A 20,900-nucleotide genomic window follows, 5' to 3' on the forward strand; every position below is an offset into this window, starting at 1 on the left:
TTTTATTTTAATAGCGCTTTCATAAAAATAGTATAACTCACTTATACGTACATGTAAACATTTTTTATTGTTTTGTACGTATAATTTACCCGATTAATTTGGTATGGACTTAATCAACAATATCAATATAAAAGAATCTTTCTAATAAAATAAGGAATAGCATTATACTAGATACTAAATTTCTATGAAATATTTATAAAAGATTTATTTCCAAATCTTTTTTATACCCAATGTAATATTTTGTTTCTATTTTATATTTAAGCTACACTTTTTCACGAATTCGTAAAAAATAATATAATCAGTAAAAATATATGCAAAAAAAGAACTGCCTCACAGAGGCAATTCTTTTTTTGTTTTTATAGTTTATCTTTTATTTTATTCACGATGCCTTTTGTAGGAGTTGTAGCTGGTTCAATATCAATTGATTTTTGAACCATTTCATGTCTTTCTCCAAGATTTTCATCGGTCTTTTTATCCCACAATTCCTTTTGTCTCTTTTTAATCATTGATCCCATTGCTTTAGGAATAACATTACGATAGTCGTTCGTTTCGCCAGTCATTACTTTAATAGCCTCTTTGATGAGCTCTTCAGGATCAAATTGTTCATAAGGGAACGCCAGCTGTGTATAGTCGAAAATGCGTTCTTCTGGATTATCTCTCCAAGTTCTCCAAGCTTCAAACTCGCGGTCATTGAAGCCCGTCAAGTAAGGTCCGGGATTAATGGTTGACACTTGTACATTGAATTCCTGAAGTTCTTTGCTTAAAGACTCGGCAAATGCTTCCAATGTAAATTTTGATCCACCATAAGGTCCTGATAATGGATCTGCCATCAGACCAGAAACAGAAGACATAAACACGATTTTCCCTCTTTGTTTCTTAACCATTGCTTTGGCTATTTTTTGAGTTAATAAGATTGGTCCGAATACATTTACTTCAAATTGATTACGTAATCGTTCTTCTGGTATATCTACCAAAGATCCACCTTCTGAAATTCCGGCGTTATTCAATAATACATCAACATCCCATGTCCATGCTCTTTCTCTATCTGCTGGATCAGTTACGTCCAATTTCTCAACTTGTATCTCAATTTCTTTTTCTTTTGCTTCTTTTACAAGAGCAGACACTTCTGACATTGTTTCGACCCCTGCGATAACTTTTTTTCCTTGTTCCGCCAGACCTAAAGCAATACCTTTTCCAAATCCTGTACCTGCACCTGTAATCAAATACGTTTCTTGTACCATATACTATTCCTCCTAAAGGATTTAATAGATTGGTTAACTTATAAGAAGTATAACGGTTCACAGAAATCATTTTCCACTAATATGCATTGATTCTCACAATTCTACTTTCCAAAAAGTTTAAATTAAAGATAATAAAACTCATTTTTGACTATTGAGGTTCCTCGTTTTTTAAGACATAATAGATTTAACGAATACCTAATTAGTTCAAAGAAATTATACATAGAGAGTGGGTTCAATAATGGAAGAATACGAAGCTTTACAAGCAAAATTAAAGACTCTGTTAAAAAAAGAAACCTCTGCCAAAATAAGATACGAAGAAAATAATGAACGCTACGAACTAGCAAAGGAAACTTTTGATAAAGAAAGTGAAGATGTCGAAAAGTTACAAACGGAATCCTTGTCCACTTTTTTAAAACGTATGGTTGGAAATTATGATAAAAAATTAGACAAAGAAATGCAAGAACAGCTTACTGCTAAAATGGAATTAGATTTATCTTTAGCTTTATTGCTTGAAGCTAGAGAAGATTTAGCCGCTATTCAATCAGCTGTTGAGCAAAATACCGCTCAAATCAAACAATTAAAAGACGTTTTATACCGTCAAGATACTCATTTCCGTGAAAAAATTACTGACGAAGAAATAAAACGGGCTCAGTTAAAACAAGAATTAATTGAATTAGATGAAGCATCTGCTGCTGGAGAAAAAGTATTGGAAGGCATTGATGATGCTCTAGAGGATTTAGATTCCGCTGATTCTTTTTCAACCTGGGATATGTTTACAGACAGCAGCCTTATATTTGATATGATGAAATACGATAAAATTAATAAGGCTGAAGCTAAAATGAGCCAATTAGAACAACTATTAGAAAATTATACCAAAGAACTAAAAGACCTTTCTTTAGATACTTATCTTAGCTACGAAAAATTTAGCGGCATGGGTAAGACTTTCGACATTTTCTTTGATAATCTCTTTTCAGATTGGGATACAAAAGCAAAAATTGGCCGCAATATTGATATGCTTGAAACGCTCGGCAAATCAATCGTCGACTTACAAGGCAAACTTGAACTAAACAGACAAGAGCTCGAAAAACAAATCAAAGAATCAGAAACTTTGTTTTAAAATAAAGCAAGAGGCTAGCTAAAAAACGTATTCACTTTTAGATTATTTTCTATCAAGTAAATACGTTTTTTAATTTTATACATCTTGCAAAATATTGTGTTCTTACCTACTATCTATATAAATAGTATTTTTCATCCTTATCGTTCTCAAAAAGAGTTTGCGTGCCATATGGATAGTCTTATCAAACGGATACGCTTTACAAAATAGCATACAATTGCTTAAAGTCATCAATTATATAATCAGAATTATCATTTTCTTCACTATTTTCATTAAAGTAACAAGCACTGATTCCTGCATTTTTTGCAGCTAATAGATCTAACTCTCGATCCCCAATCATAATTGCTTCATCGCGATGGATGGAGTGCTTATCTATCAGGTAATTAAGTGCATCTGGGATTGGTTTTCTTTCAAAACCATGCTCTAATGTAATGAAGTCAGCGAAATAACCATACAAACCATGACTCTTCAACAATGTTACCGATGATTCTCCTCTATGAGTATACAAATAATTTTTTCTATTAGTTGAATGGATATAGTTGCAAATATCCTCAATTTCAGCGAACGGTTTGGCTAATGTAAGTTCTTTAATTTTTCGTTGGATTTGGTATTCATTTATAAACTCACTACTTATGTTATATTTCTTTTTATAGTAATTTAAAGTAAAAGCCATAGATACTTGCATTTTTTTTACTATTTCATCTATTGGTTCTTCTATATTTTCTTTTTCCAGTAAGTCTTTAAAAATTTTTGCCATTACTGGGTAAGTATCAAAAAGTGTTCCATCAAAATCCCAAATCACATGTTTAAACATACTTAAATTCACTCCAAATCAATAGTTGTTTTTTTATAAAGTTATCTTTAAAAAAATATATTTAGAATACTCATAGTGATTACACTATGATAAAATGCAGTTAATTATTATTTATGAAAAGAGGATACTTATGATTCGAGACATGAAGATGACGGATGCTGAAGCCATCAGATTAATAAATGCAACATCTCTAGGATATGATATCTCTATAGAAATTACTAAAAAACAAATGGTAAAATTATTAGCTGATGTTAATCACCACTTCTTTTTCGTTGCTGAAGAGAACGGTCTAGTTGCAGGATATGTTCATGCAGAATTATATGAATCACTGTATTCTGAACCCATGTTGAATGTATTGGCTCTAGCAGTTGATCAAAAGCATCAAAAAAAAGGCCTTGGAAAACAATTAATGCAGAAAATTGAATTCGTAGCCAGTGAACTTGGTCTAATTGGTGTACGATTAAATTCTGGAGAAACTAGGTTAGGAGCTCATAAATTTTATGAGTCTATTGGCTATACTAGTGATAAGTTTCAAAAGAGATTTCTAAAAATCATTTCTTGAATATAACTCAAAATCATGTCCTTAAACTACCGATAAAATCCTGTCTTCCCTGAAAAATAATCTCTTATTGCATCTTCATGCTGTTGATTAGCAATTTCTGGCAAGTTGTCTCTAGAAAAGAATCGTAAATCTAACGTTTCAGCATGGTCGATAGATATGCTGCTTTCAATGGTTTCAAAAATAAACATGGTTGTAATTGTTTGGGCTTTATCTCCATTTGGATAAGTATCAAAGTAATTAGAATAAATACCTAATAGCGCTGTAATTTTGACTTGTATCCCCGTTTCTTCTAAAACTTCTCTAATTGCAGCGCGTTCAACAGACTCCCCTTTCTCAATAGCTCCTCCTGGTAAGCCCCACAATTTTTTGTCACTTCGTAACTGCAATAAAATTTCATTATTTTGATTGGTCAGGATTCCACCTGAAAAATTCAAGATAATTTCTTGATTGCCAACATAACTTCTTATCCAACGTATATAGTCCATCTAGCACTCCCTTAATATTATCTATTTATTAGCCAGTTCCGATTTCTCCAAATTAATAGGTGTGATTTCATTATTTTTAAATATATCAATAGACTCCATTTTTATAAAATTCTGATGTTCAAACGTAATTTTCACGATCCAAGGCATTAATGCTTTTATTTTTGAAAAGCTTTCGAATCCAAAGTGAGGATTAAAATGATTAATAATGGTACTTAGAGCCGTTCCATGACTACCAATGACACAATTTGCTTCAGCCTGAGTAACGGATGTCCCTGCGTTATAAATATGTACAATTCTTTTCTGTTAAATTTTCAACCTAGGAGTGGTATATGAAATTAATGACAGCAATTAAATTAAAATATACCTACTGAATAGGGTAAATTAACTGATTGTCCACAAATATTCTACAATTGATTGTAAAGTTACCACCAATTGAGACTTTTACTTCTTCATTTCCAGATAATTCACCTCGTAGTCTTGCTCTAAATCCTAAACCTATATTTTCATCTTGTAATTGATTATCTACATAAAGTTTTTCACCTGAAAACCAACCATTTTCTACTGTAATTTGTTGTCCTTTGTATGTAACTTCGAATTTTTTGCTCATTTATTTTGCGTCCTCTCTTTTTTAGATGCATTATTTTTTAATACCTTTCAAATATCTATTATGTAGTAATTTTCTTTAAACGATTTAGCAGCACTCGTTTATTTTCTTCTAAATTGACTTTAAAATAAACAGCTCTTAAGTAATTGCGTACATTACTAATCATTCGAGTATCTAAATGACTATAGCTTTGCTTTGATAAAAAATTACTAATCAGTCGATCTATCATACTGAGATACTCTTGAGATAATCCATAACGGTTTATCAATGCAGCGCTAGGAGTGGAAAGTCTTTCTATTTCATCATCTTCGTAGACAAAAGAATCATTTACACAAAATAATATAGACTCTAAAGTTTTATCATATAGATCTTGTTCAAATAATGGATGAGTAACGATTTCATCTAACAAATCAGTACAATGAGCAATTGAATGTGCCCACCCCTTTTCATTAGTAAATCCCCTTCTATCTTGTTCGTTTAAAAGAAAAAAACACGTTTTATCTACACTAAAAGAAATATGAAATTTTTCTAGAAAAGATTGTTCTTTATTTATCAGTATACCTAATGTAAGTGCCGAAAAGGACCGTTTATAAACAGTATCATCATTTTTAGAACCTATTTTATATAGGAAATATTGATTAGTAACTAATTGCTCAAATAAATTTTTTAATTGAGCATTCGTTAAGTAATTCTTCGTAATTATTTCTAAAAAAGAGTTATAGACTAATTTGTCTCTAATATAAGGGTTGGGATTGCCTATATTTAGTACCATCTCTTTTAGAAGTAACTTGTTGTTACTGTAATTTTTCTCTTCCAACTTTTCAATTAGCATTTTTTAGCTCCTTAAAAATAGTAACTGTTTTATTTATATCCAATAGACATAAAACAAGAAATGATTAAATAAAAATTAAATTAAAACTACATTGTTCTAATATTTCAAGTATATTAATCTTATTCCAAAAGAACAATACTTTTTTGCTACTAGTTAACAGATATAAATTTCTACATTGTTTTCAATAAACTATTTCCTGTATGATTAACGTATGAAAGCTTCCTTTTTCCAGTTAATACTTGTTTAGCAAGTTTTTACTAAACTTCAACCCACTTAAATGGAGGAGTTATATTGAAAAAAAAGTAATAAATTTAGTTTTATTAACCATTGTTCCGAATAGAAATTAATTCATTTTAAGATGGTCTATCTATTAGGTTACAGTTTTAAATAAAACCTAATAACTATGTTTAAACTTTTTAAGGGAGGTACGTAATAATGAAGAACTGTATTTTTTGTAATGATATACATCCTGAACAAATAATAAAAGAAACAGAAAACTTTTTTATCGTCTTTGATATAAACCCTATTCAAAAAGGGCATTTATTGATTATAAGCAAAGAGCATTATGCCAACATTTATGATTTACCAAGTGAGACGTTACATGAATTAATTGATTTAGAAAAACATATGATAAAACTTATAGAAAATAACTTTGAAGTTTTAGGAGTTACCTCTATAAAAAATAATGGTAATTCTATGATGGAAGGAACGCATTTTCATTTACATATCATTCCTCGTTACATACAAGATGGATTTTGGGCTAATCAGAAAGTAATTGAACATGCTTTTGATACCGATATCCTTCGTTCATTTCTAACTGACTAATTTAATAAATTTCAATGAAAAAATATATAATAATCGGTTTATAGAAAGGAGACGTCGTTTCATGTTCTATACTATTATCCAGATCTTATTTATCTTAATTTTCCTTGCACGACTAATCAGTTTATTCTTTTTTCATTTCAAAAAATACTCCCCAAAAATCATGTGGTTTTTAACTAATGTTCCATTAGAAGAATACGATATAAAAAAATTCAGTCCCGAGACTCTTATAAAATTAAAGACTGTATTTACGATAGAAACATTCTTTGTAGTTGGAGGCTCAAATATTATCTTATTTTATTTTTATAATTTAAATTCTGATATGAGATTACTATTTGCTCTATTCTTAGCAATAAACAATTCTTTCTTTAGTAAATGGATAAATAAAATTTTAGCTTTTGAAAAAGTAAGTAGTCATTAAATAAAACAAGCTGGCTTTAGGAAGAGTTATTTTATGATTACCTAATTTTAAGAGAAATGCACAAAAAAATCCTATTCTACTCCCAAAAAGGGTATAGAATAGGATTTTTTTTTTTAGCCTTATCTAATTGTATTTAAAGCTTTCGTCCATAACAACAAGTCATCAAACATGCCTTGTGCATTTACTTTATTGTAGTCATTTGGTTTGAAAACACTCATGTTTTCAAAGTCCGTCATTAATGAGAAGTTTGTTGTTGTGTGCACTGATGCTACACTCAATTCTCCTAAGATCACACGCATATTTTCGTGAGCACGTGCGCCACCTAAACTGCCGTATCCAACTAATGCTGCTGCTTTGTTCGCTACTTCTACTTTTAAGAAGTCGGTCGCATTTTTCAATGCTCCCCCTACTGCATGGTTGTATTCTGGAGTGATAAACACATATCCGTCAAATGAAGCCATTTTTTCAGACCATGCTTGAATAGCTGCGCCAGCTGTTGCTTGACGTTCTTCAGAAAGTTTAGCACCTAACAATGGCAAGTCGTAATCTGCTAAAGCAACCATTTCATACTCGACACCTTCGTCATTTCTGTTTACTGCAAATTCGTGGATCCATTCTGTTACTGCTGCTGAATTTCTTCCTTCACGTACGCTTCCTGAGATAATACCGATTTTCATATTGTTCGTCCCCTTTTCTTCTCGTGTTGTTTGTTCTGTTTTTCCGAATAAAGTTTCGCTCATTCGAGTAAATACCGATTTGTTAGCCAATGCGTGCCCTCCATTACTGATTCATTAATTGAAGGTCACCCATCAATTAACACTTACATTTTGTAAGTACATGTATTAGTATGCCACAGACCAAAATTTATTTCAAGTCTAATTATTATTAATTAAAGGTTTTTACAAAAAATAAGTAAAAATCCCAATTCTTTTGCATCTTATAAACAGATCTTGTTAAAAAATGATCTAAAAAATCAATTTGATATTTTTCATCGCAAAAAAGTCAGCTAAACGATTAGTGGTCGTTTAGCTGACTTTTTTTTGTGTTTAAATCTTATTATTAGTCGTCAATACTTTTTGGCGCATCTTCTCGTAAGCGATGAATCGTTCCTTGTTTGTGTTCTGGACTTGAATAAATCGTATATAGTTTCATAGACTTACCACCAGTGTTAATAATGTTGTGCCACATATTTGCTGGAACAATTACTGCATCATTCTTTGTGATCGCCCTTTCGAAATTCAGATTATCCTTGGTGGATCCCATTTGGCAAATACCTTGTCCCTCTTCAATACGAATAAATTGGTCACTATATTTGTGAACTTCTAATCCAGCTTCATCATTGGGTTGTATGGACATGACCGTTAATTGCAATTTGTCGCCAGTCCATATCGTTGTACGGAAATTGTCGTTTTGATTAGTAGCATCTTCAATATTTAACATATATGGCTTCTTGCCATAATCTTTATAATCCATTGTTGCTTTCCTCCTAACCGACTTAAGATAGTATAGTACAACAGTTACAGAATATTTCATATTTATTGTAGCGCTTTCAATTTAAAAAGTCATCTTTGAGTGCCTTAATTTAAAACGAACTTACTCAATTTCAGCTTCAATAATGGTTTCTTTTCCATCCGTTGAAATTTTACTTTCTCCACGGGACTTGTTATTTTTATTTTCCCATTCAATATAGTAATCATTACCCTTTTTTTCTGTAGATAGAATAGTTGCTTCACCTAGATGGTTGCTATATTCTTCAATAACTATTTTTTCAGCTTCAGTTTCAGATAGTGTTGAACAACCTGTTAATAAAAAAAATAACGTTAGATAACCGAGGAAAGATTGTTTTTTCATAATGTGTCCCCCTTCTTAGCGTTTTTTATAGAAATTAACTACAGCTTTAATTTTTTAAGAATAATCATTGAAGTAAAAAAACCGAGAGATAATGATCCCAAGAATAAGACCAATGAAGGAAGCATTTGATTTAATCCTTCACCATAAAAATAATCTTGAAACAGCTTAAAAAAAATAAAACCAATAAACGCAGACATCAAAAGTCCAATAATATAAAATAATATTGTATGACTAAACGAGCTGTTGTCACTCACTTTTTCATCTTCATTATTCATGCTTCCACCGGTGTGAAGAGGCTTAGCCCCATCTAATGAATTTTTATCTGCATTTTGTCCAACGTTGACTCTAGCGTATAAAGAACTTGAGATGTTGCTCTTTTGATTGTATCGATGCTGCTTATCCCGATCGCTCATTTTAAACACTCCTTTTATTTTACTTACCCATTTATTGAATGACTAACTTAATATAAGGTTATATTTATTTTTAGTATACCATAATCGAAAGCGCTCTCTCGCTTATTTATAATGAAAATAAAGATTTACGTAATTATAGCATTACAGGACAAATCATTGAACTCAATATAATTTTTGTGCTTTTTTCACTCATTTGGATAATAACTTCGAACATCTTAAACTAGTATTTAAACCTTATGTTAAGTAGTCAATCATCCTTTAAAAAGCTATTACTACTTATAATGGTTCTATAGTTTTGCCCTTCTCAATAAGGAGGGTTACTACAATAAGTATGAGGACAAAACCAACTAAAAATAGTGGGAATAGATTCATACTGACACGTTGAAACAGTATTCCTAATAATGGAGGTAGTATAGTAACTCCAACATAACCAAAAGCTACTTGAAATCCAATAATTGCTCCCGAGTTTCTTGCTCCAAATCTTTCAGGTGTTTCATGCATCATAGTAGGAAAAATCGCTGCACAGCCGAGTCCAATAAGTATAAATCCAATGTATAAGATACTACCTCTTCCAATAGCAACCGTACAAATACCTATAAGAAGTATGCTTTCACTCAGCAATAGTAATTTAGGGTTAGATAGCCAAAAAGTAACAAATCCTGAGATAATTCTTCCTAACGTTATGCTTGCAAAAAACAAAGATAGAATAAAACTAGCACTTGCTGCAGTTACTGACTTTATTTCGACTAAATAACTACTCCCCCATAAAAAAATAGTTCCTTCTATACCAACATAAAACAAGAATGATAATAGAGACCACATAACTCCCTTCTGTTTTAATAATGCTCCAAAAGATAGTTTACTTTTATTAGGTTCTATAGCTACTTTTTGTTCGTTTTGCTTCCAAAGTGGAAGAGAAAACAATAAAATAAAAGCTAATATTAATTGAATGCTACCAATAATCAAATAACCATTTCTCCAAGAAAAATGGTTGTCTAAAACAACTCCCATAATTATTGGTCCTAACGTTGCTCCCATTCCCCAGAAAGCATGTAACCAATTCATATGATATGCTTTCAAATTAGAAGATACGTAGTTATTTACAGAAGTGTCAATAGCCCCAGCTCCAAAACCTAAGGGTAGCGCTGCAACGATTAATAAAAAGAAATTCTTTGTGAACGCAAACCCTATCAATCCCATCGCCGTGAGCAAAATACTACTCAATACTAATTTTCCTGTTCCTGTTTTTTGAGTGATTCGTATCGTCTGTAAACTAGAAATAACAGTACAAACTGCAATCGCCATTGAAATAATTCCAACTGCACTATATGTAACATGAAACTCTCCTACCATATCAGGCCAAGCTACTCCTAAAAGAGAGTCTGGCAATCCTAAACTGATATAGGTGATGTAAATAATAAATATAAAAATTATATTACGCATGATTTCCTCCATTTTTATTAATTATCTTTATTGTCCTATAGGAACTCTCTGGATAATTATCTTATATATCCATTAAAATCCCAACCTAACTTTTAATCAGGTTTCGCTGTTTCATTGTATTCTTAATGATTGGACGTTGGAGCTAGTTTAAAGCTTTCTCCTCTAATAAAAACAGCACATGATTTTGTTTATCATAACATGGAATCATTTATTAGACACCGATACAAAAAAAATTAGTCAATTTCTTTCTGGTACATACATAGTATGTGTCTTACATTTAAAAATGGTTAAAATATTAAAATTCAACCTATCAAACTCATTTTTAGACCAATTGTTTTTTGATTGGTATTAATAAAAAACAGGTCTCCTAAAAGAATCAATCCTTAGGAAGCCTGTTTCTATACTATTCTGTTTAACAATTAGTCTTATATTAGTTTAAGTTCTTTCTGGCGCTTAGAACAAATCTTGATGCTTCTTGTCCATCGCTCTCCTTTTTTGCATCATAGAAGATATCTGACTGGATATGCTGGTAACCTAGTCCTGATAAAGTAGTTGCTAATACTGATCTGTCAATTCCGTGTTCATGGTGGTTTGAACCTTTTTCTTGTTTTTCCATTTCAATAATTAGCAATTGTCCACCTTCATTTAATGTATCATAAAGTTTTGATAATAGACGGTGACTATCTGGAATATGATGCAATACTAGAGATAGTATGATTGTATCCACTTTGTAGGGAAGCTGAGCGTCTTTTTCAATATCCAGGCACAGTACGGTTGCTTTTTTTGTATCTCTATCTGCTAGTTTCTTCTCTACCTGTTCAATCATTTTTGTAGATGCATCTACAAAAATGATAGATTCAAAATCCTCTAGCAAGTCTAGTCCCACAAGCCCTGTACCGCAACCAAAATCGATAGCTGTCTTTTTATGACTTTCATCTAACAAATTACGTATAGCATCAGCAGCACGTTTAGCCATATACCTATTCTTTGGTGTATCATACTTTGCTGCCAACTGATTAAATTGATTTATATGTCCCATTGCTTTCACTCCGTTCTTTTTTTATGAATCTATTTATATACTCTAAAAAGCTTCTTCACAAGAATCGGCTATAATTCCTATACCCACCATATGACCTTGACTGGCAGAAACAATCAATTGAGAGGGTCCTGTTATTTCTCCTGCAGCATAAATCCCCTTTATGTTCGTATGTCCCATGACATCAGCGATAATAAATCCTGCTTCGTTGACTTCTATGCCTAATTGCTCAATGAATGGAAGTTTATTATCCAGTACTGTAGTACAGAATCCTCCTGATCTTTTGATTTCTTCTCCACTTTCGAAGACAATGCTCTGAAGTTCTCCGTCTGTGCCTTTTAATTCAACAATCATTTCTTCTATCAGGCGAATATTATTTGTTTCCAAAAGTCTCTTCTGGTCGGCATCAAAGATTCTATTTCCGTTAGTTGCTACAATAAGATCATCCGTCCAATTTTTCAATAATTTAATAACATGTAAAGCCTGAACTGATTCTGTTATGAGTATCAGGGGTCTATCTTTCATCTCCCATCCATCACAGAAAGGACAAGAGAAAATACTGCTTCCATAATAGTTTTCAATTCCTTTAACATTTGGAAGCGTCTCTGTTACTCCTGTAGCTAAGACGACACTTTTGGTATTGATTATTTCACCTGACTCGGCAGTTAATTCAAATGAGTCTTCCAACGGTTTTTCAATGGATAGAATTTTGCTTTTTTTTATAGAAATTGTTGGGTATTTAAGTAAATCCCTTCTGCCCTTTTCTCTGAAAACTTCCGGCTTGATACCGTCTCTAGTTAAGAATGCATGAGATTCATGCGTCACAGCATTTCTTGGCTTTTCTTCATCAATAAGCAGCACTTGCTTTCTACCTCTTCCGGCTACTAAAGCAGCACTCATTCCCGCAGGACCTCCACCGATTACAACAACATCAATCATTTTTTCTCCTCCTATAACCTCTATTAAAGACCTCTAATATCTGTAATTGAAATAAAAATTAGCTAAATACTAATTTCTTTCTTGCATTTGATTTAAAATACCTGCAATCGTCTTATGTGCAAGTTCATCTTTCATCTTATCTTCTGCATCTGCGACTGCACGTTCAATCAAGCAATCTCTATTCCACTTGCCATCATGAGACATCGTACAGTTTAGTAGTGATTCGTGCCCTTCTATCGCTTGAATAATATCAAGAAATGTACACTTTTCTGGCGAAAGTAATAAACGATATCCGCCTTTCACTCCAGGAGTTGATGTAATCAATCCAGCTTTTGATAATTTTGTTAGTATTTTTGATAAATAAGTAGCCGATAATCTTTGGTGTTTAGCTAGATCTTCTACCCTTACTGCTTCATTATTAGATTCCATTGCTAAATGAACCATAGAATGCAAAGCATAGTTTGTTGCTTTTGAGTATTTCATATTGCTCTTCCTTCTAATTATAGATTGGTTTTGTCTTTAATTGAATATAAGGTAAATCTGATTTAAAGTCAATACATTAATTTTTTTATGATAAATAGAAACATTCATAAAAGAACCTTTTAAGACTAGGTCTCTGATATACGTTTTCAAGCAATTCCATATATCATCCTCAAAAAAACACTCATATTCTTTTAGCAAATATGATGCAAAACTTGTTTATAAATTTTATTTAGTAATCGCTCATCATATTAACTCGAATTCATTAAAATTATTATTATTCAGTAAATATATCTTTAAATTAGTTATCTATGTAAAAAAAAGACCCCTTTATAGAGGCCTCATTTCTAATTTTATTCATTATTATGCGTAGTATTTTTCTTAAATAAATCTTTGCTTTGTTTATTAGCGTTGATAAAGGTCACATTAGAATCTTTATTTTTACTGATTAATTTATCAACAGCTTCAACAGCCGTTGAATCCCATAAAGTCATCGCGCTGACATCGATAATTAATTCTCCTTCATGATCAAAGTCATGTACAAAAAAATCTAAGAACTTTTCAGCAGAGGCGAAGTAAAGATGTCCATGTGCCTTGTAGTGATACTCATCTTGTGCTGTGCCTTTTTCTACCTGGAAATGTGTCATTGTAAATGCTGCAAAAATAGCACTTACTAGAGTCCCGGCAACTACACCATAGGCTAAATTATGTGTAACTAAAACAATTCCAACGGTTAAAATCATAACAAAACTTTCATTTTTGGGCATGACATTTAATCGTTTAACGGATCTCCAGTCAATGGTTTCATAGGCTACGACTACCATTACCGCCGCCAAAGCAATTATAGGAATTTGCACTACTACTTTATTAAATAATACTACAGACATTAACATGAAGAAACCAGACAAGAAAGTCGCTAAACGACCGATTCCGCCATAATTAAGGTTGATGATGGTTTGACCGATCATTCCACAACCAGCAATACCACCAAAGAAACCAGACAACATATTTCCGATTCCTTGACTCATAGACTCACGATTTTTATCACTTGGTTCGTTTGTTAATTCATCCACTAATTGTGCTGTCAATAAGGATTCTACTAAACCGACTATGGCTACAGAAAGTGAAGTTGGTAAAATAATTTTCAATGTTTCTAAATTCATTGGCACACTTGGAATACTAAACTTAGGCAAGTCACTTGAAATAGTCCCTAAATCACCTAACAGTTGTGCATTAAGATCAAACCCTAACACAAGAGCCGTAACCACTATAATTGAGATAATGGGTGCAGGAATTTTTTTCGTTAGCTTGGGAGCCAAAAAGATAATAGCAATTCCAATAATCCCAAGTACTAGTAAGATGGGTCCGCCTTTGAAATGATCTAGTTGAGACAAGAACATCATAATTCCTAAACCATTCACAAATCCAAGCATAACAGGCTTGGGAATATAGCGCATTAATTTCCCTATTTTAAATAAACCTAACACAACTTGTATGATTCCGGCTAAAATAGTCGCAGCAAAAAGATACTCTACACCGTAATCAGCAACTAAATTTGCCAAAACTAATGCAACTGATCCTGCAGCTGCTGAAATCAGCCCTGTTCGACCTCCAAAGAATGCGGCAGTAGCCGTAATGAAGAATGTGGCATAGACTCCAACAATGGGTTCCACGCCAGCAACCAGCATGAAGCCGATGACTTCGGGGAATAAAGCTAAACAAACGACAATTCCCGCTAGAATATCTCCTTTGATATTACCAAACCATTCATTTTTATACTTTTGCATGAATACCTTCCTTTTCAAATACTTTTAAAAAAACTCACATCAAATTATATTAACATATAGATGAATAAATAAAAATTTATATTTAGAACAAAACGGATATAAGTAACAGAATTCAGAATCCACGAAAATTAAACAGTACGACAGCAAAGACACTAGCAGAACAAATTAAATGCTCACCTGAAGAAAAACAATATGAGTTAATGGCTTTTTTAACAGGATTAGTCTAATTAAATTTACTATTACATATTTTTTTGCATTCAAAAACACCTTCGATTTAGTATTGTCTTGAATATACCATCTCGAAGGTGTTTGCTATTGTTTCGTTAACTTGTGTTAGATTTATACTTAATAGAAATCTCTAAGTCCGTTCATTATTTTTTCAATTCATTCACATGAAATTGTATATGTTCTTCTATAAATGTCGCGATTGTAAAGTAACTATGATCGTATCCTTTTTCCGACCGGTAAAAGACCGGTTTATCACCTGCAGCTTTTAAAAATTCTTTTTCTTGCAATTGTACTTCATAAAAATTATCGGACATGCCTTGAGTAATTAGAATAGGAGGAACTTTTTCAGTTTGTTCTATCAAACTTGTTGAATCCCATTCTTGCCATGAAGATTCATCTGAACCTAAATAGGCTGTGAATGCTTTTTGTCCCCATGGTACCTGTGAGGGATTTAAAATAGGAGCGAATGCTGAAATTGAAGCAAAACGATCCCGTTCTTTCAAACCCATCATGATCGCTCCATGTCCACCCATTGAATGTCCCATGATACTTTCTTTTCCCGAGAAATGTGGGATCAGACTATAAACTATTTGGGGTAATTCTTCTGTTAAATAAGTGTACATTTGATAATTTTCAACCCAAGGATCTTGTGTTGCGTTTAGGTAGAAGCTTGCACCTTTTCCTAAGTCCCATCCTTCATCATCAGGTACCTTGTCTCCCCTTGGAGAGGTATCTGGAATAATCACGGCTACTGTCTGATCTGCAGCAGCTTTTTGAAAGCCGCTTTTTTGACTAAAATTATCATCTGTACATGTCAATCCAGATAACCACCAAATAAGCGATAGTTCCTTTTCTTCAAATGATGGCGGCAAATAAAGGCTAAACACCATATCACAATTTAACACTTTGGAAAAATGATGGTATTTACGTTGCTCTCCTTGAAAAGAGAGATGCATTTCAAGTTGTTCGACAACCATTTAATCACTCCCCTCATACGTTAAAATAGTGCGGATTGATTCACCTTTGTGCAATAAATCAAACGCTTCGTTAATATCTTTGAATGCTAAGTGATGCGTAATAAACGAATCTAAATCAATTTCACCATCCATAAAATCTTGAACCATTCCTGGCAACTCCGTGCGCCCTTTTACTCCGCCAAATGCTGACCCGCGCCATACACGGCCAGTTACTAATTGGAATGGACGTGTGTGGATTTCTTTCCCTGCACCGGCTACACCGATGATAATACTTTCTCCCCATCCTTTATGACAGGCTTCAAGGGCAGATTTCATTACTTCAACGTTACCAATACATTCAAAACTGTAATCTACACCACCATTTGTCATTTCTACAATAACTTCTTGAATTGGTCGATCATAATCAGCGGGATTAACGAAATCAGTCGCTCCCATTTGTTTAGCTAATTCCCATTTATCAGGATTTAAATCTACAGCAATAATTTGTTTTGCATTTGCTTTCTTTAATCCTTGAATAACCGCTAAACCAATTGCTCCTAATCCAAATACTGCTGTGACAGCACCTTCTTCGACTTTTGCAGTATGTTTAACAGCTCCAAGACCAGTAGTGACTCCACAACCAAACAAACAAACTTTGTCTAAAGGAGCATCTTCATCAACTTTTACTAAATTAATTTCATTAACTACAGTGTATTCACTAAATGTGCTCGTTCCCATGTAATGGTAGATAGGTTCTCCATTGTATGAAAATCTTGTAGTCCCGTCAGGCATTAATCCTTTTCCTTGAGTTTCCCGAACTGCACTGCATAAATTGGTTTTACCAGAAAGACAGAACTCACATTTTCCACATTCTGGTGTATATAAAGGAATGACATGATCCCCTGATTTTACAGATGTTACTCCTTTACCTACGGATACAACTATGCCCGCTCCTTCATGTCCTAAAACAGCTGGGAAAATTCCTTCTGGATCTTCTCCTGATAAAGTAAATGCATCTGTATGACAGACAGATGTGTACAATATTTTTACTAATACTTCATTTTCTTTTGGTTCTTCTACATCAATTTCAACGATTTTAAGTGGCTCATTCGGGCCAAATGCGACTGCTGCTTTGCTTTTCATACTTTTCCTTCTCTCTTTTAAACTGTTCTTTATAGTAAGCCTATTGTATTGTACAATGATTAAAAAGTTAATACTGATATTTTTGTCACTATGAATTTTTAAACTAATTATTGAGAAAGAAGTTGATTATGTTGATCACTTATAAAGATAAAGAATTTTATACAAGTAAAGATCTAGCTCTCTCTGTTATTGGCGGGCGCTGGAAAATTGCGATTATTTGGGCATTACTTCATGAATCTCCCTTACGTCTGAGTGAATTGCAGAGACAGTTTCCAGATATCAACCAGAGAACGTTAATTCGGCAATTAAGAGAACTGGAAGAAGATAACATTATTCACCGAACCATTTATCCGGTAGTACCTCCCAAAGTTGATTATATATTAACCGATATTGGTTTAAGTCTAGAGCCAGTTGTAACAACCATTTGTGATTGGGGAGATCTTTTTCAGCAGTCTTTAAACTCGAATTAAGACTATCATTTAGTACGTGTTTTAATAAAATATTGGGTTATTTTTCACTGCTACGTTCTAAGATTCTCATTAGTATACTCACATACAAAACAAGACGCTCACCTTTCTTACTTTAACACTATCAGACATAATGAGAAATGTGAAAGGAACAATCCTATTTTCTTATTATATAAAATAAGTGCTAAAATTAGTAATTATCTTGAATAATATATAATCACTATGGCAATAACTGTAAGCCATCTATCCAGACTACTATTTCAGTACACCTCTAATTTTACTTTTCTTTAGACCATCTTTTAAGATTAGTCAATTCGAAAGGAACAACGATTCAGTGTATGTAATCTACTGTATCATTGTTCCTTATTTCTACTAGTGCAAAAATAGCAACTCGTTAAGAATTATAACCAACTATTAAGGTAAAAAAAAAGTATATAAAGAAGCTAAAGTAATTATTGATCATATCCTTTATATTTTTCAAAAAAACCTATATTATTAGGTATCGATTTAATTATACAGAAAAGAGGAACTTACTTGATTACATTAAAATCACAACGCGAAATTGATGCCATGGATGAATCTGGAACAATATTAGCAAACATGCATATCGCTTTACGCGACTTTATCAAACCTGGCATAACGAGCTGGGATATTGAAGAATTCGCTCATAAATTCATCTTGGATAATGACGCAATACCTGAACAAATTGGATTCGAAGGCTACGAATATGCAACATGCATTAGTATAAATGATGAGATCTGTCATGGTTTTCCAAGAAAAGAAGTCCTCAAAAATGGAGATTTGATCAAAGTTGATACTGTCATTAATTTGAAGGGTGCTTTATCAGATTCTTGTTGGAGTTATGTGGTTGGAGAATCAAACCCTGAGAAAGATCATTTAATGGAAGTTACTCTAAAAGCTATGTATAAAGGTATTGAACAGGCAAAAGTTGGAAACCGTATAGGAGATATCGGTCATGCTATCCAAAGTTACGTTGAAAGTGAAAATTTATCAGTAGTTCGAGAATTTTTAGGTCATGGAGTCGGGCCGACATTACATGAATCTCCTGACGTTCCTTCCTATGGACAACCAGGTAAAGGACTACGCTTGAAAGAAGGTATGGTTATCACTGTTGAACCCATGGTAAACACTGGATCATGGAAATCAAAAATGGACGATAACGGATGGACCGCTCGAACAAAAGACGGAGGTCTAAGTTGCCAGTTCGAACATACATTAGTAATTACAAAAAATGGGCCACGTATTCTAACTTCTCAAAATAATCAATAAAATAAGATGACTCCCAAATGTTAGACTTTGGGAGTCATCTTATTTTTTTATAAAAACAATCCGATAAACATAGCTGATAAAATAGGAACGATAAAACCGCCAAACATCCCTCTTAAAGCTAGTTTAGATAAATCATTTTTTCTAGTTGGTGCAAAAACTGATAAACCTGTTACACAAATCGCAATACTAGAGAATGCTCCAAAACTACCAACAGCCACAGATATCATCGCTATTGCTCTTTCGGACAATTCAGACATCATTGGAGCAAAGTCAGCATAAGCGACAAACTCGTTGATTGATAATTTGGTCCCTAGCAGTTGGCCAGCTAACATTGCCTCCGTACCACTTAAGCCCATCAACCAACCGATTGGCATAAAGATATAGCCTAGAACCCCTGTAAAACTGGTCCCTACTAACCCTAAAATACTATTCAATAATGCCACAATAGAAATACCAGCAATCAAACTCGCACCGATACCTAAAACCATTTGAAGCCCATTGTTGATTCCTTCGGCCATGGCAGAAAAAAGAGAGGTACTCGAGCCTTTACGATCTAAAGTTACATCAGTTACTTTACTAACTTCTGTCTCAGGCGTTAAGATTTTAGCTACCAGTAATGATCCAAACGGTACTAAAGCCGTTGTAATCAATAACCATTTCATCGGAATACCTAATAAATTATATCCCACTAAGATAGAAGCCGACATAGATCCCATTCCTGCAACTAAAACTGTCATCAACTCTGATTTTGTCATATCAGGCAAATATTTTGCAACTAAGAAAGGCGCTTCTGTCTGCCCCAACAACATATTTGCTACAGCAACAAAAGATTCTGCTTTTTCAGTTCCTAACAACTTTCCAACTGCTCCACCTATGATTTTAACGACCCAACCAACTACACCTAAGTAGCCAAGGATCCCTGTCAAAGCAGATAGGAAGATAATAACACCTAATACATCAATGAAGAAGTATCCTCTTCCAAATAAATCGCCAAACACAAAAGATAGTCCTTCATTCGCAAAACTGAATAGTTTCGTTACACCTGCAGCTAACTGTTCAATGATCCAGCTGCCTACAGGAACTTTAATTAAGAACAAAGCCAACACTAATTGAGCTGCTAGCGCAACTCCAACCGTACGCTTATTAATTGCTTTTTTATTGTCTGATAAGAGAAATAAAATCCCTAACATGACTATAATGCCTAAAACTGTTATTACTCTACTCATTGATTCTACTCTCCATTTCAACTAACTTTTCTTTTACTAATTTCACCACAAAATCCGCGTCTTCACTATTATTGATCACATCGATTTTATCAATATTGATCACTAAAACATCAGATTCTTTATAGTGATGAGTGACCCAATTATCATAACCTTGCCAAAGAGCTTTGTAATAGTCCATTAATCCTTGATCTTGTTCAAAGTCTCTGCCTCGCAAACCGATTCTGTAAAGAATCGTTTCAAAGGAGCCTTGTAAATAAACCATTAAATCTGGAGATTTTTTAGGCAGTTCTTGTAATTCTTCCATCATGTTGTTCAATAATTTTTCATAAATACTAAACTCTGAAGCTGAGATACGTCCTAACTCTGTATTTACTTTGGCAAAATACCAATCTTCATAAATTGAGCGATCCAACACATTATTCTTGTTGTGTAAAGCTTCTTTAATACTTTTAAAACGACTACTTAAAAAATCTAATTGCAATAAAAACGGGTATCGTTTTAAATGCTGTTCCTCTTCACTTGCTGTGTAAAATAAAGGCAATATTTCATTGTCATCTACATTCTCATAGAATACCTCACTGTTTAAAGATTTTCCTAACAGTTCAGCTACACTTGTTTTTCCTGCTCCAATCATTCCACCAATTACTAAAATCGCCATCTACCCCTCTCCTCATTGCATGGAAAAAGAGTAGCATAATTCAGCTACTCTTTTTCCATCTCATTACTAGTTGTTATCTTAGTAGTTT

The 20,900-nt window shown here is 33.1% G+C and carries 23 protein-coding genes; 5 read left to right on the forward strand and 18 right to left on the reverse strand.

What is annotated here, in order from left to right:
- Nucleotides 1–356 precede the first annotated feature (356 nt).
- Entirely contained in the window at nt 357–1,241 is an 885-nt protein-coding gene (locus BR65_RS07700) for an SDR family oxidoreductase (RefSeq protein ID WP_034537689.1), read from the reverse strand.
- Between the two features lie 238 nt (nt 1,242–1,479).
- Here BR65_RS07700 and BR65_RS07705 point away from each other — a divergent pair, with 238 nt between their 5' ends.
- Nucleotides 1,480–2,358, forward strand: coding sequence for a coiled-coil domain-containing protein (locus tag BR65_RS07705; protein ID WP_034537691.1), 879 nt, complete (start codon nt 1,480–1,482; stop codon nt 2,356–2,358).
- Nucleotides 2,359–2,554: 196 nt separating this feature from the next.
- On the opposite strand, the gene BR65_RS07710 is transcribed toward BR65_RS07705, so the two are convergent.
- On the reverse strand, nt 2,555–3,169 hold the full coding sequence (locus BR65_RS07710) for an HAD-IA family hydrolase (RefSeq protein ID WP_034537694.1): 615 nt from the start codon (nt 3,167–3,169) through the stop codon (nt 2,555–2,557).
- Nucleotides 3,170–3,299: 130 nt separating this feature from the next.
- Between BR65_RS07710 and BR65_RS07715 the strand changes: the two genes are divergently transcribed.
- Nucleotides 3,300–3,731: a GNAT family N-acetyltransferase gene (locus tag BR65_RS07715; RefSeq protein WP_034537696.1), complete on the forward strand. Its 432-nt coding sequence runs from the start codon at nt 3,300–3,302 to the stop codon at nt 3,729–3,731.
- A gap of 26 nt (nt 3,732–3,757) precedes the next feature.
- Here BR65_RS07715 and BR65_RS07720 read toward each other — a convergent pair whose 3' ends face one another.
- The 3 genes from BR65_RS07720 to BR65_RS07730 form a co-directional block, all read right to left on the reverse strand.
- Nucleotides 3,758–4,216 (reverse strand): NUDIX hydrolase, encoded by a 459-nt coding sequence (locus BR65_RS07720; protein ID WP_034537698.1) that lies wholly within the window; start codon nt 4,214–4,216, stop codon nt 3,758–3,760.
- Between the two features lie 364 nt (nt 4,217–4,580).
- Nucleotides 4,581–4,823 carry a hypothetical protein gene (locus BR65_RS07725; RefSeq protein ID WP_034537699.1) on the reverse strand — a complete coding sequence of 81 codons (243 nt, stop codon included), beginning with the start codon at nt 4,821–4,823 and terminating at the stop codon, nt 4,581–4,583.
- Nucleotides 4,824–4,881: 58 nt separating this feature from the next.
- Nucleotides 4,882–5,652 (reverse strand): DUF2785 domain-containing protein, encoded by a 771-nt coding sequence (locus tag BR65_RS07730; RefSeq protein WP_034537701.1) that lies wholly within the window; start codon nt 5,650–5,652, stop codon nt 4,882–4,884.
- Between the two features lie 435 nt (nt 5,653–6,087).
- Between BR65_RS07730 and BR65_RS07735 the strand changes: the two genes are divergently transcribed.
- Nucleotides 6,088–6,477, forward strand: coding sequence for an HIT family protein (locus tag BR65_RS07735; protein WP_034537703.1), 390 nt, complete (start codon nt 6,088–6,090; stop codon nt 6,475–6,477).
- 537 nt (nt 6,478–7,014) lie between these two features.
- Here the strand turns inward: BR65_RS07735 and BR65_RS07745 are convergent.
- The 11 genes from BR65_RS07745 to BR65_RS07795 all read right to left on the reverse strand — a co-directional run bounded on the left by BR65_RS07745 (nt 7,015) and on the right by BR65_RS07795 (nt 17,171).
- Nucleotides 7,015–7,662: an NADPH-dependent FMN reductase gene (locus BR65_RS07745; protein ID WP_023179288.1), complete on the reverse strand. Its 648-nt coding sequence runs from the start codon at nt 7,660–7,662 to the stop codon at nt 7,015–7,017.
- A gap of 292 nt (nt 7,663–7,954) precedes the next feature.
- Nucleotides 7,955–8,368, reverse strand: coding sequence for a cupin domain-containing protein (locus tag BR65_RS07750; protein ID WP_023179289.1), 414 nt, complete (start codon nt 8,366–8,368; stop codon nt 7,955–7,957).
- A gap of 120 nt (nt 8,369–8,488) precedes the next feature.
- Nucleotides 8,489–8,746, reverse strand: a complete 258-nt coding sequence (locus BR65_RS07755; RefSeq protein ID WP_034537707.1) for a hypothetical protein — start codon at nt 8,744–8,746, stop codon at nt 8,489–8,491.
- Nucleotides 8,747–8,784: 38 nt separating this feature from the next.
- The gene (locus tag BR65_RS07760) at nt 8,785–9,159 is read right to left on the reverse strand and encodes a hypothetical protein (RefSeq protein WP_023179290.1); all 375 of its coding nucleotides are present in this window, start codon (nt 9,157–9,159) and stop codon (nt 8,785–8,787) included.
- Between the two features lie 276 nt (nt 9,160–9,435).
- The gene (locus BR65_RS07765; RefSeq protein ID WP_034537710.1) at nt 9,436–10,602 is read right to left on the reverse strand and encodes an MFS transporter; all 1,167 of its coding nucleotides are present in this window, start codon (nt 10,600–10,602) and stop codon (nt 9,436–9,438) included.
- Between the two features lie 430 nt (nt 10,603–11,032).
- Nucleotides 11,033–11,641, reverse strand: coding sequence for a class I SAM-dependent methyltransferase (locus tag BR65_RS07770; protein WP_034537712.1), 609 nt, complete (start codon nt 11,639–11,641; stop codon nt 11,033–11,035).
- Nucleotides 11,642–11,683: 42 nt separating this feature from the next.
- Complete coding sequence (locus tag BR65_RS07775) at nt 11,684–12,577, reverse strand: NAD(P)/FAD-dependent oxidoreductase (protein ID WP_023179293.1); 894 nt, start codon at nt 12,575–12,577, stop codon at nt 11,684–11,686.
- A gap of 69 nt (nt 12,578–12,646) precedes the next feature.
- Complete coding sequence (locus BR65_RS07780) at nt 12,647–13,060, reverse strand: RrF2 family transcriptional regulator (RefSeq protein WP_023179294.1); 414 nt, start codon at nt 13,058–13,060, stop codon at nt 12,647–12,649.
- Nucleotides 13,061–13,410: 350 nt separating this feature from the next.
- On the reverse strand, nt 13,411–14,844 hold the full coding sequence (locus BR65_RS07785; RefSeq protein ID WP_034537714.1) for a SulP family inorganic anion transporter: 1,434 nt from the start codon (nt 14,842–14,844) through the stop codon (nt 13,411–13,413).
- 371 nt (nt 14,845–15,215) lie between these two features.
- Nucleotides 15,216–16,049: an S-formylglutathione hydrolase gene (gene fghA / locus BR65_RS07790; RefSeq protein ID WP_023179296.1), complete on the reverse strand. Its 834-nt coding sequence runs from the start codon at nt 16,047–16,049 to the stop codon at nt 15,216–15,218.
- On the reverse strand, nt 16,050–17,171 hold the full coding sequence (locus tag BR65_RS07795; RefSeq protein WP_034537715.1) for an S-(hydroxymethyl)glutathione dehydrogenase/class III alcohol dehydrogenase: 1,122 nt from the start codon (nt 17,169–17,171) through the stop codon (nt 16,050–16,052).
- A gap of 128 nt (nt 17,172–17,299) precedes the next feature.
- Here BR65_RS07795 and BR65_RS07800 point away from each other — a divergent pair, with 128 nt between their 5' ends.
- Nucleotides 17,300–17,641 (forward strand): winged helix-turn-helix transcriptional regulator, encoded by a 342-nt coding sequence (locus tag BR65_RS07800; RefSeq protein ID WP_034537717.1) that lies wholly within the window; start codon nt 17,300–17,302, stop codon nt 17,639–17,641.
- Nucleotides 17,642–18,172: 531 nt separating this feature from the next.
- Nucleotides 18,173–18,928: a type I methionyl aminopeptidase gene (map, locus tag BR65_RS07805; RefSeq protein ID WP_023179300.1), complete on the forward strand. Its 756-nt coding sequence runs from the start codon at nt 18,173–18,175 to the stop codon at nt 18,926–18,928.
- Nucleotides 18,929–18,975: 47 nt separating this feature from the next.
- Here the strand turns inward: map and BR65_RS07810 are convergent, their stop codons facing one another.
- The gene (locus BR65_RS07810) at nt 18,976–20,154 is read right to left on the reverse strand and encodes a NupC/NupG family nucleoside CNT transporter (RefSeq protein WP_034537720.1); all 1,179 of its coding nucleotides are present in this window, start codon (nt 20,152–20,154) and stop codon (nt 18,976–18,978) included.
- Entirely contained in the window at nt 20,147–20,812 is a 666-nt protein-coding gene (locus BR65_RS07815) for a deoxynucleoside kinase (protein ID WP_034537723.1), read from the reverse strand. The genes BR65_RS07810 and BR65_RS07815 overlap by 8 nt, the downstream gene beginning before the upstream one ends.
- Between the last annotated feature and the right edge of the window lie 88 nt (nt 20,813–20,900).

This window comes from Carnobacterium inhibens subsp. inhibens DSM 13024 (assembly GCF_000746825.1).
Lineage (GTDB): Bacteria > Bacillota > Bacilli > Lactobacillales > Carnobacteriaceae > Carnobacterium_B > Carnobacterium_B inhibens.